A 15,748-nucleotide genomic window follows, 5' to 3' on the forward strand; every position below is an offset into this window, starting at 1 on the left:
GGGGAACGGCACGAAGCCGCCGGTCGGCCGGCTTTCCTGCGTCGCAGCACTGCGCCCTGATGCGCGATAGCGCCATCCTGTTTCCTCCACTCCAGTGACAATACCAAAAAAATACCACTTGTCCACCGGCATTAAGAAGTTTGCGGCGCTCCGGTCTGCCGGGGGCAAATTCACGCATAATTTCAACAAATTGCGCTTAACTTTTCCGCAAGAAAAATTAAGCGCTTGGCTATTGGTATTTTATTGGTATTATCTTCGCGAGGAGGACCTTGCGTGCAATTCGTGCTCGGCATCGACGGCGGCGGAACCAGTTGTCGCGCCGCCCTGGCAACGCCGGACGGCGTTGTGCTCAGTCGCGCCAAGAGCGGCGCGGCCAATATCCGCACCGACCTCACCGGCGCTCGCACGAATATCGTGGATGCCGCGCGCCAGGCGTTCCTGGCAGCCGGGCAGGACCCCGATCTCATTCCGCGCACGCCCGCCGTCCTCGGTTTGGCCGGGGCCAATGTCGGCACCTACAGCCAGCAATTGGCGGCGATCCTGCCTTTCGTCGAAAGCCGCGTCGAAACCGATGCCGAGATCGCGCTGGAGGGCGCGGTCGGGCCGAATGACGGCGCGATCGCCATCCTCGGCACCGGCACGGCCTATATGGTGCGCCGGGACGGCGTCTCGCGCGCGATCGGCGGCTGGGGGTTCCAGGTCGGCGACCAAGGCAGCGGCGCGCGCATCGGCCGCGACCTGCTCGAGCAGACCCTGCTCGCCTATGACGGCATCCGCGCGGCTTCGCCGCTGACGCGCGAGATGCTTTGCGTGTTCCGCAACGACCCGCAGGACGTGGTGGAATTCACCACCAACGCCAAGCCGGGGGACTTCGGCGGCTTCGCGCCGAAAGTGTTCGATGCCGCCGAAAAGGGCGACGAGGTGGCCGTCTGGATCGTCGCCAAGGCGGTGGCCGACGTCGAGGCGTCCCTTGCCGTGCTCGGCCTGCATGAAGGCGACACGCTCTGCCTGCTCGGCGGCCTGGCGCCGCTTTACGCGCCGCGCCTGTCGCCCCGCTACCGCGACCTGCTCAAGGCCCCGCTGGACGACGCGCTGGGCGGCGCCGTGCGCATGGCCGCGCGCGTGTTCGCCGCCGGGCCGGAGGCGGCGCTGTGACCGACGTCGCCGACCATATCTTCGGGCGGCTGAAGCAATCGGCGCAAGGCGGCGCGCCGCTCTATCTCCAGCTTCGCCGCAGCATCGAGGACGCCGTGCGCAGCGGCCTGATCGGGCCGGGCGACGCGCTGCCTTCCGAGCGCGACATCGCCTCTCGCGCCGACATCTCGCGCGTCACCGTGCGCAAGGCCGTGCAGGACCTGGTCAAGGGCGGCGTGCTCGTCCAGCGCCACGGTTCGGGCACCTTCGTGGCCCCGCGCCCGGAGCGCGTGGAACAGTCGCTTTCGCTGCTCACCTCCTTCACCGAGGACATGGCCCGGCGCGGCATGGCGGTGCAGTCGCGATGGCTGGAGCGCGGCCTTTATGCGCCTTCGCCGGAAGAGATCATGGTGCTCGGCCTCGGCTCGGGCGAACAGGTGGCGCGGGTGGAACGCCTGCGCATCGCCAACGATACGCCGCTTGCCATCGAGCGCGCCTCGCTGTCGGCGCGACTCCTGCCGGACCCCGAAACGGTCGGTCCCTCGCTCTACAGCGCGCTGGAAAAGACCGGAAATCGTCCCGTTCGGGCGGTGCAGCGTATCTCGGCCATAAATCTGGGTGAGACTGACGCCGGGCTGCTGGAAGTGGCCTCGGGCTCGGCCAGCCTGCGCATCGAACGCATTTCCTATCTGGCCAGCGGCAAGGTGGTGGAGTTCACCCGCTCGGTCTATCGCGGCGATGCCTATGATTTCGTGGCGGAACTGCGGCTCGGCGAGGCCGATGGAGATGGTGGAGGTCGCGGATGACGAAGACGCATATGCGCCGCGAGATCGAGGAGATTCCCGAGGCGGCGGCGCGCCTGCTCGAGCGTTCGGGCCCGGCGCTGACGGAAGCGGGGCGCGGCATCAGCGCCCGCGATCCGCATTTCGTGGTGACGGTGGCGCGCGGCTCCTCCGACCATGCCGCCACCTTCATGAAATATGCGGTGGAGCTGACCGCCGGGCTGGCGGTCGCGTCCGTCGGCCCTTCCGTGGCCTCCATCTATGGCGCGAAGCTGCGGCTGGAAGGCTCCGCCTGCCTGGCGATCTCGCAGTCGGGCAAGAGCCCGGACATTCTGGCCATGGTCGAGAGCGCCCGCGCCCGCCGCGCGCTCACCGTGGCCTTGACCAATACCGCCGATTCTCCGTTGGCGGCCGCGTCGGACTACGCCATCGACATCCTGGCGGGGCCGGAGCGCAGCGTTGCCGCCACCAAGACCTTCGTCAATTCGGCCGTTGCGGGGCTGGCGCTGATGGCGCATTGCACTGGCGACGAGGCCCTGCTTGCGGCGCTGCGGGGCCTGCCGGAAAAGTTCCGCGAGGCGGTGCATTGCGACTGGATGGAACTGGCGAGTGCGCTGGAAGGCCATACTTCCCTGTTCATCCTCGGGCGCGGGCCGTCGCTGGCCATCGCCTCGGAGGCGGCGCTGAAGTTCAAGGAAACCTGCGCCTACCACGCCGAGGCCTATAGCGGGGCGGAGGTCATGCACGGGCCGATGGCGATGGTCGGGCCGACCTTCCCCGTGCTGGCGCTGGCCGCGCGCGATGCGGCGGAGGCCTCGCTCGCCGAGGCCGCCGACAGCCTCGCGGCCAAGGGCGCGACCGCCTTCGTCACTTCGGCGCTGTCCAGGGCGGCGCGCAAGCTGCCGCATGTCGCGACCCGCCATCCGCTGACCGACCCGCTGACGCTGATCGTGTCCTTCTATGCCTTCGTGGAAGCTTTTGCGCGCCGGCGCGGGCTGGACCCCGACGCGCCGCCCAATCTGCGCAAGGTGACGGAGACGGTATGAGTACGAGGCTTGCGCTCACCGGCGCCCGCATCTTCGACGGCGGCCATTGGCATGACGGTGCGGCGCTGGTTGTCGCCGACGGGCTTGTGGAGGCCATCGTCGCGCGTGCCGACATCGGTGGCGGCGTGCAGGCCGTCGATCTCGGCGGCGGCATGCTGGTGCCCGGTTTCGTCGACCTGCAGGTCAATGGAGGCGGCGGGGTGATGCTCAACGACCATCCCGATCTGGACTCGATCCGCACCATCTGCGCAGCGCACGCGCCTTTCGGCACCACCGCGCTGCTGCCGACGCTGATCACCGACACGCCCGAGATCACCAGGGCCGCCATCGCGGCCGGCGAGCAGGCGGCGGCCGCCAAGGTGCCGGGCTTCCTCGGCCTGCATCTGGAAGGCCCGCACCTGTCGCTGGCCCGCAAGGGCGCGCATGACCCGAAGCTGATCCGTCCCATGACCGACGCCGATCAGGCCGCGCTGATCGCGGCGCGCAAGAAGATGCCGGTGCTGCTCACCACGATCGCGCCGGAATCGGTCGATGCCGCGCGGGTCGAGGCGCTGGCGAAGGCCGGCGTCGTCGTCAGTCTCGGCCACTCCGACACGTCCTATGAGGTTGCGACGGGTTACGCCGGCGCCGGCGCGTCGATGGCCACGCATCTGTTCAACGCCATGAGCCAGCTCGGCAATCGCGAGCCGGGGCTTGCCGGCGCGGCCATCGATGGCGGCGCTTTTTCTGCCGGGCTGATCGCGGACGGCATTCATGTCCATCCGGCGACCATGGGCGCTGCCCTGCGCGCCAAGAAGGGCCCGGGGCATGTCTTCCTCGTCACCGACGCCATGGCCACCATCGGCACGGACATGGCCTCCTTCGCGCTGAACGGCCGCACCATCTACCGCAAGGACGGCAGCCTGCGGCTGGCCGACGGCACGCTGGCCGGAGCCGATCTCGACATGATCTCGGCCGTGCGCTTCATCCACCGGGTCATCGGTGTCGAACTGGAAGAGGCGCTGCGCATGGCCTCCGCCTATCCGGCCGAGGCGGTGGGGCAGGGGCAAAGGCTCGGCCGCTTCGCCAAGGGCATGGCCGCCGACATGGTCTCGCTGTCGGATAATCTGGACGTCAGGGGCGTCTGGATCGGCGCCCGGCAGGTTTTCGGCGGCTAAAGCCGGCTATTTCCGAGCCGCGTCGGCGGCGGAACGAATCGCTTCGATATTGTTGCGATACGCCTCGACGCTGCCGCCCTTGAACACGGCCGCGCCCGCCACCAGCACGTCCGCGCCGGCTGCCGTGACGAGCGGCGCGGTTTCGGGCGAAACGCCGCCGTCGATCTCGATGCGGATCGGCCGGTTGCCGATCATCGCCTTCACGCGCCGCACCTTGTCGACGATGGCCGGTATGAAGGCCTGTCCGCCGAAGCCGGGATTGACCGTCATGATGAGAACGAGGTCGAGCCGGTCGAGCACATATTCGATGGCGCTCTCGGGCGTGGCCGGGTTGAGCGACACGCCTGCCTTCAGGCCGAGGTTGCGGATCGTCTGCAGCGAGCGGTCGAGATGCGGGCCCGCTTCGGCATGGACGGTCAACCCGTCGCAACCGGCTTCCGCGAACGCCTCCAGATAGGGGTCCGCCGGCGCGATCATCAGGTGGCAGTCGAAGAACTTGGTCGTGCGGCCGCGGATCGCCTTGATGACCGGCGCGCCGAAGGTGATGTTCGGCACGAAATGGCCGTCCATCACGTCGAGATGGATCCAGTCGGCGCCGGCTGCCGCCACCGCCTCAACCTCATCGCCGAGTTTCGAGAAATCCGACGCCAGCACCGATGGCGCGATCAGGGTCTTGGTCATATCCGTATGCGCTCCTAACGACATGCCTGGGACAAGAACTTGAAGCGCGTCGTTTGAATCCGTCTGCTCGCGACGCGCTTTAGTCGCAGCGGCATTGCTTGTCGACAACAAAAAGCCGTTCTCCGCGCATGTTGCACGGCATTCGTTGCGCCGCCCATCTCGACAAAGCCGGATTTTTTTGACTGATTGAAAGCACTGGCCGCAGAGTGGGTCGGATTTGGAGGACACTTGATGCTCGATCGTGCCGCGCTTCTGCTTTGCCTGCTTGCTCTTGGCGGCTGCGGCGCCAATTCGCTGGCTTCCGCCGAAGACAGCGACGTGCAGTCGTCCCTGCAATACGACAAGATGGCGTGCGGCCCGCTGCTCTCGCAGCGTAACGCGCTGGCGCAGCGTTACGGCCTGCCGCAGGAGGCCAAGCCGGCCTTCTCCAACGTCCCCGCCGGTTTCGGCACTGTCGTTCCCGACATCCGGTCCGCTGCCGAACGCGACAAGCAGAAGGCTGCCGGCGAGATCGACGCCATGAACCGCTCGCTCATGCGCCGCCAATGCGCCGGCGCGCCGAAGAAGCCATCGGCGTAAGGCGATGGCGCATCCGAAGCTCGTCTAATAACCGGCTTCGCGGTCCACGACGTTTTCCAGTTTCTCGCCGCGTTCGAAGGCGTTCATCTGGCGCAGCATGATCGGCACCAGATGGTTGGGATCCGAGGTCGCCGCCGCGTGCGGGGTGACGAACACTTTCGGATGGCCCCAGAGTGGGCTGGTCTTGGGCAAGGGCTCGACCTCGAACACGTCGAGGCTCGCCTCCTTCAGCGTGCCGTCGTCCAGCGCGCGCAGGATGTCGGCATCCTTTTGCAGCCGACCGCGCCCGGCATTGATCAGTACCGAGCCGCCGAGCGCATTGCGTTTGCGAAGGTGTTTCAGCAGGCTGTGGTTGACGATGCCGCGCGTTGCCGGCGTCAGCGGCAGCAGCACCACGAGGATGTCCGTGGCGTTGAGGAAGGGGATCAGGCCCGCCTCGCCGTGGAAGGTGGTGACACCCTCCATCTTTTGCTCCCGCCGCGACCAGCCGTTCAGGCGAAAGCCCAGCGCATGCAAGGCCGATGCGGCGGCGCGGCCGAGATTGCCGAGGCCCATGATGCCGACCGAAACGTCTTCCGCCGTCCGCTGCGTGGGCTCGCGCCACACTTTCTTGGCCTGCTGGCCGCGGAAGAGCAGCCCCTGACGATGATGGTCGAGTACCCGCCAGACTATGTATTCGGTCATGTGCCGGCTGAGATTGTCGGCCACCACGCGCACGATCGGAACGTCCGGAATGGTCTGGTCGGCGAAGATATGATCGACGCCAGCGCCGATGGAAAAGATCACCTTGAGATTGGGCAGCCTGGACAGAAGGTTCGGCCGCTGCTTCCACACCACGGCGTAGGCGATGGACGGGTCCGCGGGACCGTCCGGTTCGGTGACGACCTCGCGCTCAGTCGAAAGAAGTTCGTGCCATCGTTGCGGGTGGAAGCCGGTGACGGCAAGCAGGACGCGACCCTTGTCCATGTCAGGCATTTTCCGGAAAATCTCCAAATCCAAATCAGTCGCTGACCACGCCGGCCGGTGCCGTCTCGATGCGGAAGGCGGCCGAGATCAGGGCCCGAGTATAATCGGTTTGCGGGTTTTCAAAAATCTGCCGGGACGGCCCGGCCTCGACCACCTTGCCGTTGCGCATGACGATGACGTCGTTGGAGAGCGCGCGGATGACCTTGAGATCGTGGCTGATGAACAGATAGGCCAGATCGTGCTTGGCCTGGAGGTCGCGCAGCAGGTCCACCACCTGCGCCTGCACGCTCATGTCCAGCGCCGAGGTCGGTTCGTCCAGCATGACGAAGCGGGGCTTCAGCACCATGGCGCGGGCGATCGCCACGCGCTGGCGCTGGCCGCCGGAAAATTCGTGCGGGTAGCGGAAGCGGGTGGCCGGATCGAGCCCCACTTCGTTGAGCACGTCCACCACGCGCCGGTCACGCGCGTCCGCGTCGAGTTTCGGTTCGTGGATCTTCAGCCCTTCCTCGATGATCTCGGCGATGGACATGCGTGGGCTGAGTGAGCCGAACGGATCCTGGAACACGATCTGCAGGTCGCTGCGCAGCGGCCGCATCTCGTTGAAGGACAGCTTGTTGATGTCCTGTCCCTCGAACTTGATCCGCCCCGTCGAGGAAATCATGCGGGCGAGCGCCAGACCCAGCGTGGTCTTGCCGGAGCCGGATTCGCCCACCACGCCCAGCGTCTGGCCGGCGCGTACGGTGACGTCGATGCCGTCCACGGCCTTCACGTGGTCGACCACGCGGCGGAAGAAGCCCTGCTTGATCGGGAACCAGACCTTGATGTCCTCGCCGCGCATCACCGGCTTTGCCTCCGGGTCGGCCACGGGCGGCTTGCCCTTCGGCTCGGCCGCGAGCAGGTGCCTGGTATAGGCGTGCTGCGGATTGGCGAAGATGTCCGCGGTCGGGCCGGTCTCGACGATCTTGCCCTTGGTCATCACGCAGACCCGGTCAGCGATCTTGCGCACGATGCCGAGATCGTGGGTGATGAACAGCATCGACATGCCGTTCTTTTCCTTGAGCCTGGCCAGAAGCTCCAGGATCTGCGCCTGCACGGTGACGTCGAGCGCGGTGGTCGGCTCGTCGGCGATCAGCAGTTCCGGTTCGTTGGCAAGCGCCATGGCGATCATGACGCGCTGGCGCTGGCCGCCCGAAAGCTGGTGCGGATAGGCCGAAAGCCGCTTTTCCGGCTCGCGGATGCCGACCTCGTTGAGCAGTTGCAGCGTTCGCGTGCGCGCCTGCTTCTCGCCCATCCCCTGATGCAGGGACAGGATTTCGCCGATCTGCCGCTCGATCGTGTGCAGCGGATTGAGCGAGGTCATCGGCTCCTGGAAGATCATGGTGATCTTGTTGCCGCGCACGCTGCGCAGTTCCCTTTCGCCGAGGGCCATGAGGTCCTTCCCGTCGAACAGGATTTGTCCGGAGGGATGGCTGGCGGTCGGGTAGGGCAAAAGCTTCAGCACCGACAGCGCCGACACCGACTTGCCCGAGCCGGATTCGCCCACCAGCGCGACAGTCTCGCCCTTGGCGATGTCGAAGGAGATGTGGTCGACCGCGAGCGACGTCGAACCGCCCTGCGCGAAGGCGACGGAAAGATCACGGACGGAAAGCAGGGGAGAGGTCAAACGGCAGCCTCGACGTCGGTGTGCCGGAAATCGTCGCCTTTGAACAGCAGTGGCTCGCCGCGTGCCTTGGCGAGCGCATAGGCGAAGCAATCGCCGAGGTTGAGCTTGGCCTTGTGGTTGCCTTTGCCAAAAGTCTGGTAGGCTTCACGGGCGAGGCGGGCCTGTTCGGGCTCTACAGAAACGAGACGTATGCCGAGTTTGTCGAGCAGCGGATCGATGGCGGCCGAAAGCTCGGGCGTATTCCCGCGATCCAGCTTCAAGGCTAGCTCCAGATAGTTGACGGGCGATATGACCGCGTCGCCCGTGTAGTTCATGAGAGTGTCGCTGTAGCGCCTTCGATCCGGCTCCTCGAACAGGATCGACAGTATCACCGAGGCATCCACGATCATTTGGGCAGTCCCCATTCGTCGTAGAGGTCGGAATGATCGCTGGTGAGGCCCGGCGGCGGGGGCGGAAGCTTCGCCAGAAATTCTTCGAGGTCACGTTTCCGGCGCTCGATGTCGCGGTCCTTGCGAATCCTCTCCAGACGCATTTCCAGCGCATGTTGAATGGCAGAAGTGATCGTCTCGCCCGTCTCTTTCGCCAATTCGCGTGCCAGGCGCTCCACGGTGGAGTTCTTGATGTTCATGCCCATTGCAGCTTCCACGGTAGAAAGTCTGCTGCTTTATACCATATCGCGACCATCACCGGAACGTCTTCCTCGGATCGAAGGCGTCGCGCGTGGCCTCGCCGACGAAGATCAGCAGCGACAGCATGACGGAGAGCGTGACGAAGCCGGTGATGCCGAGCCATGGCGCGTTGAGATTGCGCTGGCCCTGTTTCAGCAATTCGCCGAGCGAAGCCGAGCCGGGCGGCAGGCCGAAGCCGAGGAAGTCGAGCGAGGTCAGCGTCGAGATCGAGCCGTTGAGGATGAAGGGCAGGAAGGTCAGCGTCGCCACCATGGCGTTGGGCAGGAGATGCCGGAAGATGATGGTGCGGTTGGGCACGCCGAGCGCGCGGGCGGCGTTGACATATTCGAAGTTGCGCGCGCGCAGGAATTCCGCCCGCACCACGCCGACGAAGGCGACCCAGGAAAACAGCAGCATAAGGCCGAGCAGGATGAAGAAGCCGGGCGGCAGCACCGCTGCCACGATCAGCAGCAGATAGAGTACGGGGATGGCCGACCAGATCTCGATGAAGCGCTGGAACAGAAGGTCCACCCAGCCGCCGAAATAACCCTGGATGGCGCCGGCCGACACGCCGATGAGGGCCGAGCCGATGGTGAGGATGAGCCCGAACAGCACCGAGATGCGGAAACCGTAGATGACGCGCGCCAGCACATCGCGCGCCTGGTCGTCGGTGCCCAGCCAGTTCCAGTTGCCGACGATGCAGTCGGGATCGTTCGAACCTTGCGGATATTGCGCGCAGCGCTTCCGTGCGTCGTATTCCCAGGAGGGTTTCGCCGGGGCCGCCTCCGGCACGGCGTTGTTGACGGTACGATAGGAATAGCGGATCGGCGGCCAGATCATCCAGCCATGGGCGTTGATCTCGTCGCGGATCACCGGGTCGCGGTAGTCGGTCACGGCATAGAAGCCACCGAACTTTTCCTCCGGATAGGCCACGAGGACGGGGAACAGGATCTCGCCCTTGTAGGAGGCGAGGATCGGCTTGTCGTTGGCGATGAATTCCGAAAACAGCGACAGCACGAACAGCACGAGGAAGATCCACAGCGACCAGTAGCCGCGCCGGTTTGCCTTGAAATTGGCCCAGCGGCGCTGGTTCAGCGGCGAAAGCCGCGGCCGAGGCCTGCGCTCCTCGATCTGCGTTTCGACCGCTGCCTTCAACTGGATGTCCGACATCAGACATCCCTCCGCTCGAAGTCGATGCGCGGATCGATCCAGGTGTACATGAGGTCGGAGATCAGGCTGATGAACAGGCCGATCAGCGAGAAGATGTAGAGGTTGGCGAAGACGACGGGATAGTCGCGGTCGACCACCGATTTGAAGCCGAGAAGGCCGAGCCCGTCGAGCGAGAAGATGTTCTCGATCAGCAGCGAGCCGGTGAAGAAGGCCGAGATGAAAGCGCCTGGAAAGCCGGCGATCACGATCAGCATGGCGTTGCGGAAGACGTGGCCGTAAAGCACGCGATGTTCGCTGAGACCCTTGGCGCGGGCCGTCACCACATATTGCTTGCGGATTTCCTCCAGGAAGGAGTTCTTGGTCAGCAGCGTCGTGGTGGCGAAGGCCGACAGCACCATGGCCGTGAGCGGCAGGGTGATGTGCCAGAAATAGTCGAGGATGCGCTCTGGCCAGGAAAGTTGCGACCAGTTGTCGGACGTCAGCCCGCGCAGCGGGAACCAGTCCCAGAACGATCCGCCGGCGAACAGGATCATCAAAAGGATGGCGAACAGGAAGCCGGGAATGGCGTAGCCGACGATGACGATGGCGCTGGTCCAGGTGTCGAATGTCGAGCCGTCCTTCACCGCCTTGCGGATGCCGAGCGGGATCGAGATCAGGTAGGAGAGCAGCGTGATCCACAGCCCGATCGAGATCGACACCGGCATCTTCTCCAGGATCAGGTCGATCACCGAGATGTCGCGGAAATAGCTGTCGCCGAAGTCGAAACGGGCATAGTTCCACAGCATCAGGCCGAAGCGTTCGAGCGGCGGCTTGTCGAAGCCGAACTGCTTTTCCAGCTTGGCGATGAATTCGGGATCAAGCCCCTGCGCGCCGCGATATTTTGAGTTGATGTCGCTGGCGGCATCGAATCCGGCGCCGCCCATCGTGTCGCCGCCGCCCCCGCCGCCGAGCCGGTCGGAGGAATCGCCGCCCTGGTTCGTCAGCCGGGCGATGACCTGCTCGACCGGTCCGCCCGGCGCGAACTGCACCACGACGAAGGAGATCGCCATGATGCCGAGCAGGGTCGGGATCATCAGAAGGATGCGGCGAAGGATATAGGCGCCCATCAGACCCCTGTTCCAACCGGATTGTCAGGCTTTGCCAATCTTCGCCGCCTTGTCCTTGTCGAACCACCACAACGTCTCGACCGGGAAACCGTAATCGGGCTTCGGCTCCTTGAAGCCGAACATGTCCCAATAGGCGACCCGGTGATTCGCCAGATAGTATGTTGGAATCCAGTCGAGCCGCGCGCGCAAGACCCGGTCGAGCGCGCGAAGGGCCGTCACCAGTTCCTCGCGGCTTTGCGCCTTGCCGGCGGCCTCGACCAGCGCGTCGACAGCCGGGCTTTTGGTGCCCGGATAGTTGCGCGTGCCCTGCCGGTCGGCGGCGCGCGAATGATAGATCGTTTCCAGCCCGTCGAAGGTCGGCGTCGCGCCGACCGAGATCGCGGCCATGATGAGGTCGAAGTCGAATCCGTTCTGGCGAGCCTGGTATTGGGCGGAATCGACCATGCGTACGGACGCATCGATGCCGACGGCCTTCATGTTGTCCACCCAGGGCAGGAAAATGCGCGCCAGCCCGTCTTCGTTGCACAGTATTTCGGCCTTCAGCCGTTCGCCCTTGGCGTTGACGGCGAAGTCGCCGCTGCGTTTCCAGCCTGCCTCGGTGAGCAGCTTGACGGCTGCGCCGAGCAGCTTGCGGTCGCGGCCGGAGCCATCGGAAACCGGCTGCTTCACCGCCTCGCCGAAGGTCTCGGGCGGCAGTTCCGAACGGAACGGTTCCAGTAGCGCCAGTTCCTGCGGCGAGGGCATGCCGTCGGCGCGGAATTCGGATCTCTCGAAATTCGACTGCGAGCGGTCGTAGGATCCGGCAAACAACGTGCGTTTCGTCCATTCGAAGTCGAAGCACATGCCGATCGCGCGCCGCACCCGCACGTCCTGGAACTGCGCACGCCTGAGGTTGAGCGCGACGGCCTGCATGGACGGCCATTTCTCGCCGGGGAATTCGCGCTTGACCACCTTGCCCTGTTTGAGCGCGGGGAAATCATAGTCGTTGACCCAGACGCGGGCGGTGAATTCCTCGCGGTAATGCGTATCGCCCTTCTTGAACGCTTCGAAGGCCGCCTGCCGCTCCTGGTAGAAGTCTATGCGGATGCGGTCGAAATTGTACTGTCCGCGATTGACGGGCAGGTCCTTGCCCCAATAGTCGGCCACGCGTTCATATTCGATGAATTGCCCCGCCGAGACGCGACCGACCTTGTAGGGGCCGGAGCCGAGCGGCGGCGTCATGCGTCCGGCCTCGAAATCATTGGCCGTGTAGTACGCCTTGGACACGACCGGCATGGTGGCGACCGTCAGCAGCGTCTGCGAAGATTGCTTCCCGGAAAAGGTGAGCCGCACGGCGCGCGCGTCGAGCGCCTTGGCCCCGGTCAGTTCGCGTAGCGGCAACAGCAGATCGGGATGGCCCTTGTCCTTGTAGAGCATGAGCGAGAAGGCCACATCCTCCGCCGTGATGGGCGTGCCGTCGTGCCAGCGCGCCTGCGGCCTCAGCGCGAAGTCGTAGCTGTTGCGGTCCGCCGAAATGGTCACGCTTTCGGCCAGCAGCCCATAGATGGCGTCCGGCTCGTCCGCCGCGCGTGTCATCAGCGCGTCGAAGCACAGCTCCATGCGCGGCGGCGCATCGCCCCTCAGCGTGAAGGAATTCAGCGTGTTGAAAGTGAAAGGGCTCTGGTTGTAGGCCCAGTTCGGCGGCGGGAAGTTGAAGCTGCCGCCCTTCGGCGCGTCCGCGTTCACATAATCGAACTGTTTGAAATCGGGCGGATATTTCAGGTCTCCGAACACCGAAAGCCCGTGCAGCCTGGTGCCGGTGGGGCTGGCGGCGAAGGCGGCGCCCGGCACCAGCGCAACCGCGCAGGTGGCAGCGCCCAGAGCGAGGAAGTCGCGGCGAGGCAGTCCGCGCATCAGTCGGCGCTCTTGTACTTGGCGGCCAGGGCTTTTTCCTTGTCCAGGTCGACCCACCAGGATTCGACGTCCGGCCCCAGATAGGTCGGCTGTTTGTCGGGCAGGCCGAACTTGTTCCAATAGGCCAGCCAGACGTCGGGCCGGGTGAACTGCGGCACCACATAATAGTTCCACAACAGCACCCGGTCGAGCGCATGGGTCGCCGCGATCAGGTCGTTGCGGTCCTTGGCGAAGATGACGCGATCGACCATCGCGTCCACGACCGGGCTCCTGATGCCGGAATAGTTGCGCGAACCGGCCGTGCCGGCGGCCTTCGAACTCCAGTAGTCGCGCTGCTCGTTGCCGGGGGAGTCGGACTGCGGCAGGACGGCGGTGATCACGTCGAAGTCGAAATTGTTGACCCGGTTGATATATTGCGTGTCGTCGATCAGGCGCAGCGTGGCGTTGACGCCGATCTTGCGCAGATTGGCGATATAGGGGTTGATCGTCGGCTCGGCGCCCTGCCGGTGGTCGAGGATCTCGAAGGCGAAGGGCTGGCCGGTCTTGGCGTTGACCATCTTGCCGTTCTTGATCACCCAGCCGGCCTGGGCGAAGAGGTCGACCGCCGCCTTGAGGTTCTTCCGCTCGGCCTGCGGCGTATCATAGACGGGCAGCCTGAATTCCTGGGTGAACAGTTCGGGCGGCAGCTGGTCCTTGTACTGGTCGAGGATTTTCAATTCCTCGCCTCGCGGCAGTCCGCTGGAGGCAAGGTCGCTGCCCATGAAATAGCTGGTGATGCGGGTGTTGAGCCCGAAGGACTGGGTGCGGTTGATCGTGTCGAAGTCGAAGGCATAGCTGAGCGCCTCGCGCACGCGCCTGTCCTGGAACAGCGGCCGGCGCGTGTTCATCACGAAGCCCTGCATCGCCGCACGGGAATTTGCCTTGAATTCCTTCTTGATGACGTCGCCGGCCTTCAGTGCGGGGAAATTGTAGACGGTCATCCAGCGGCGGGCGCTGTTCTCGCTGTTTATGTCCTCGAAGCCGCCCTTGATGAAGGCGAGCCAGGACGCGCTCTCGTCGAGGAAATAGGTGTAGCGACGGGCGTCGAAATTCTCGCGGCCGATCTTCACCGGCAGCTTGGCGCCCCAATAGTCCGGCACCCGCTCCCAGATGATCTCGGCGCCCGGCTTGAAGCTCTTGATCTTGTAGGCCGCGGAGCCGAGCGGCGGCTCCAGCGTGGGCCGGGCGATGTCGCGCTTCTTGCCGTTCTTGTCCGTGCCTTCCCACCAGTGCTTGGGCAGCACCACGAGATCGCCCAGAATCTTGGGCAGTTCGCGGTTGCCCTTCTGGTTGAAACGGAACTCCACCTCGCGCTCGGAGGTCGCCACCGCTTCGGTCACGTTTTCGAAATAGCGGTTGTACATCGGGCTGTTGGCCTTCAGCATGTTGAAGGACCACACCACGTCTTCCACGGTGATGGGCTTGCCGTCATGCCATTTCGCGTTCGGATTGAGCCGGTAGGTCACCGAGGAATAGTCGTCCGGATATTTGTAGGCCTCGGCGACGAGCGGGTGGTAGACGCTGCCCTCGTCGGTCGCCTGCTCCATCAGCGTGTCGTAGAGCAGCCCGCCGCCGAACTGCGAGAAGCCTGCCGCCGGCGAACCCTGGACGATATAGGGATTGAAGCTGTCGAAGGTGCCTTGCACCGTCGAGTTCAGCGTACCGCCTTTCGGGGCGTCGGGATTGACGTAGTCGTAGCGCTGGAAGTTTTCGCCATATTTGGAATCGCCCAGCAGGGACGAGGTGGTGCGCCATTCCTCCGCGTTAGCCGGCGCCAGGGCACCGGCCAGGCTGCCCGCGACCAAAGCCGCCATCAGGAACCTGGAACCCGCTCCCGCCCGATAAAATCGCATTCGCCGTCCTTCGTCCTGCCGTTTCGCCCGCAATCTAACCCATTCTGCCGGTGTGGGAACCGGGCGCGGGGCGCGGGAAAAGAAAAAGCCGGGCAGAACCCGGCTTTTTCATGAAGACAGTCGGAAAAAGCGGCGTTACTGCGCCGGTGCCGGCTTGGCCTCGGCCGGCTTGTTTTCCGCAGGCGCGGCAGGCTGCGTTTCTGCCGGCTTTGCACCTTCCGCAGGCTTGGCCGGTTCCGCGGGCTTGGCACCTTCGGCAGGCTTGGCGCCTTCGGCCGGCTTGGCCGAGGCGTCGCTGGCAGCAGCCGGTGCCGCGCCGGGCGCGGGCAGCGGCTTCGGATTGTCGGAAAGCGTGCGCAGATAGGCGATGACGTTTGCGCGGTCTTCTTCCTTCGGCAGGCCGGCGAAGCCCATCGCCGTGCCCTTCACGAACTTCTTCGGTGAGGTCAGGAAGTGGTTGAGGTTCTCATAGGTCCACTTCTCCTGGCCGCCCTTGGAGAAATCCTTCATGCCGGCCGAATAGGAGAAGCCCTCATGCTCGGCGACCGGACGGTCGATCAGGTCCCACAGGTCCGGGCCGACCTTGTTGGGGCCGCCCTTCTCGCCCGAGTGGCAGGCCTGGCACTTCTTGAAGATGCCTTCGCCGACCTTGGGATCGGCAGTGGCGAGCAGGTCGGCGATCGGCTTCTCGGCCGCCGGTGCGGCTCCGCCGCCGGCACCTTCGGTCGGCTCGGCCGCCTCGATGGCGAAGCCGGGCTTTTCGGGAGTCGGCGAGGCGAACAGCGAGTCGGAAACGATGCCTACCGAAAAGACGACGAAGCAGGTTCCCAGCAGTCCACCGAGTACTTTGTTGATTTCAAAAGAGTCCATTCACCCCTGCTCCCTTTTCCGTCGGACCCGACCCGTCCTGACGGACCGACGGCATCTCCATCCGCTCCCGAAGGGAGGCGGTCAAATCGGGCGGAAACTAGGTCTTTTGCTCTTTCGTTGCAACACCTATAAGGACGCATC

General features: G+C 64.9%; 15 protein-coding genes. 5 read left to right on the top strand and 10 right to left on the bottom strand.

The annotated features are described in order from the left end of the window. The first annotated feature begins 273 nt into the window (after window positions 1-273). Genes QU595_RS01605 through nagA form a run of 4 tightly spaced genes read left to right on the top strand, consistent with a single transcriptional unit; the run spans window position 274 to window position 4,119 of the window. Complete coding sequence (locus tag QU595_RS01605; protein WP_315918519.1) at window positions 274-1,155, top strand: N-acetylglucosamine kinase; 882 nt, start codon at window positions 274-276, stop codon at window positions 1,153-1,155. After that, complete coding sequence (locus QU595_RS01610) at window positions 1,152-1,940, top strand: GntR family transcriptional regulator (protein ID WP_315918521.1); 789 nt, start codon at window positions 1,152-1,154, stop codon at window positions 1,938-1,940. The genes QU595_RS01605 and QU595_RS01610 overlap by 4 nt, the downstream gene beginning before the upstream one ends. Next, window positions 1,937-2,962: an SIS domain-containing protein gene (locus QU595_RS01615; protein ID WP_315918522.1), complete on the top strand. Its 1,026-nt coding sequence runs from the start codon at window positions 1,937-1,939 to the stop codon at window positions 2,960-2,962. Before QU595_RS01610 ends, QU595_RS01615 begins: the two co-directional genes overlap by 4 nt. After that, window positions 2,959-4,119: an N-acetylglucosamine-6-phosphate deacetylase gene (gene nagA, locus QU595_RS01620; protein WP_315918523.1), complete on the top strand. Its 1,161-nt coding sequence runs from the start codon at window positions 2,959-2,961 to the stop codon at window positions 4,117-4,119. The genes QU595_RS01615 and nagA overlap by 4 nt, the downstream gene beginning before the upstream one ends. Window positions 4,120-4,125: 6 nt before the next feature. Here the strand turns inward: nagA and rpe are convergent, their stop codons facing one another. Next, window positions 4,126-4,800 carry a ribulose-phosphate 3-epimerase gene (gene rpe / locus QU595_RS01625; protein WP_315918524.1) on the bottom strand — a complete coding sequence of 225 codons (675 nt, stop codon included), beginning with the start codon at window positions 4,798-4,800 and terminating at the stop codon, window positions 4,126-4,128. 231 nt (window positions 4,801-5,031) lie between these two features. Here rpe and QU595_RS01630 point away from each other — a divergent pair, with 231 nt between their 5' ends. Further along, entirely contained in the window at window positions 5,032-5,379 is a 348-nt protein-coding gene (locus QU595_RS01630; protein ID WP_315918525.1) for a hypothetical protein, read from the top strand. Between the two features lie 24 nt (window positions 5,380-5,403). On the opposite strand, the gene QU595_RS01635 is transcribed toward QU595_RS01630, so the two are convergent. The 9 genes from QU595_RS01635 to QU595_RS01675 all read right to left on the bottom strand — a co-directional run bounded on the left by QU595_RS01635 (window position 5,404) and on the right by QU595_RS01675 (window position 15,607). Beyond that, window positions 5,404-6,345, bottom strand: a complete 942-nt coding sequence (locus tag QU595_RS01635; protein WP_315918526.1) for a glyoxylate/hydroxypyruvate reductase A — start codon at window positions 6,343-6,345, stop codon at window positions 5,404-5,406. Between the two features lie 34 nt (window positions 6,346-6,379). Continuing rightward, window positions 6,380-8,008: an ABC transporter ATP-binding protein gene (locus QU595_RS01640; protein ID WP_315918527.1), complete on the bottom strand. Its 1,629-nt coding sequence runs from the start codon at window positions 8,006-8,008 to the stop codon at window positions 6,380-6,382. After that, window positions 8,005-8,397, bottom strand: coding sequence for a type II toxin-antitoxin system VapC family toxin (locus QU595_RS01645; protein WP_315918528.1), 393 nt, complete (start codon window positions 8,395-8,397; stop codon window positions 8,005-8,007). The genes QU595_RS01640 and QU595_RS01645 overlap by 4 nt, the downstream gene beginning before the upstream one ends. After that, window positions 8,394-8,642 carry a type II toxin-antitoxin system VapB family antitoxin gene (locus tag QU595_RS01650; RefSeq protein ID WP_315918530.1) on the bottom strand — a complete coding sequence of 83 codons (249 nt, stop codon included), beginning with the start codon at window positions 8,640-8,642 and terminating at the stop codon, window positions 8,394-8,396. The genes QU595_RS01645 and QU595_RS01650 overlap by 4 nt, the downstream gene beginning before the upstream one ends. 49 nt (window positions 8,643-8,691) lie before the next feature. Continuing rightward, the gene (locus QU595_RS01655) at window positions 8,692-9,846 is read right to left on the bottom strand and encodes an ABC transporter permease (RefSeq protein ID WP_315918531.1); all 1,155 of its coding nucleotides are present in this window, start codon (window positions 9,844-9,846) and stop codon (window positions 8,692-8,694) included. After that, window positions 9,846-10,952, bottom strand: a complete 1,107-nt coding sequence (locus tag QU595_RS01660; protein WP_315918533.1) for a microcin C ABC transporter permease YejB — start codon at window positions 10,950-10,952, stop codon at window positions 9,846-9,848. Before QU595_RS01660 ends, QU595_RS01655 begins: the two co-directional genes overlap by 1 nt. 24 nt (window positions 10,953-10,976) lie before the next feature. Continuing rightward, complete coding sequence (locus tag QU595_RS01665; RefSeq protein ID WP_315918534.1) at window positions 10,977-12,845, bottom strand: extracellular solute-binding protein; 1,869 nt, start codon at window positions 12,843-12,845, stop codon at window positions 10,977-10,979. Then, window positions 12,845-14,698 carry an extracellular solute-binding protein gene (locus QU595_RS01670; protein ID WP_315920648.1) on the bottom strand — a complete coding sequence of 618 codons (1,854 nt, stop codon included), beginning with the start codon at window positions 14,696-14,698 and terminating at the stop codon, window positions 12,845-12,847. Before QU595_RS01670 ends, QU595_RS01665 begins: the two co-directional genes overlap by 1 nt. Before the next feature lie 174 nt (window positions 14,699-14,872). Continuing rightward, on the bottom strand, window positions 14,873-15,607 hold the full coding sequence (locus tag QU595_RS01675) for a c-type cytochrome (protein WP_315918536.1): 735 nt from the start codon (window positions 15,605-15,607) through the stop codon (window positions 14,873-14,875). Window positions 15,608-15,748 lie beyond the last annotated feature (141 nt).

The sequence above is a fragment of the Mesorhizobium sp. SP-1A genome, assembly GCF_032460275.1.
Classification (GTDB): Bacteria; Pseudomonadota; Alphaproteobacteria; order Rhizobiales; family Rhizobiaceae; genus Mesorhizobium.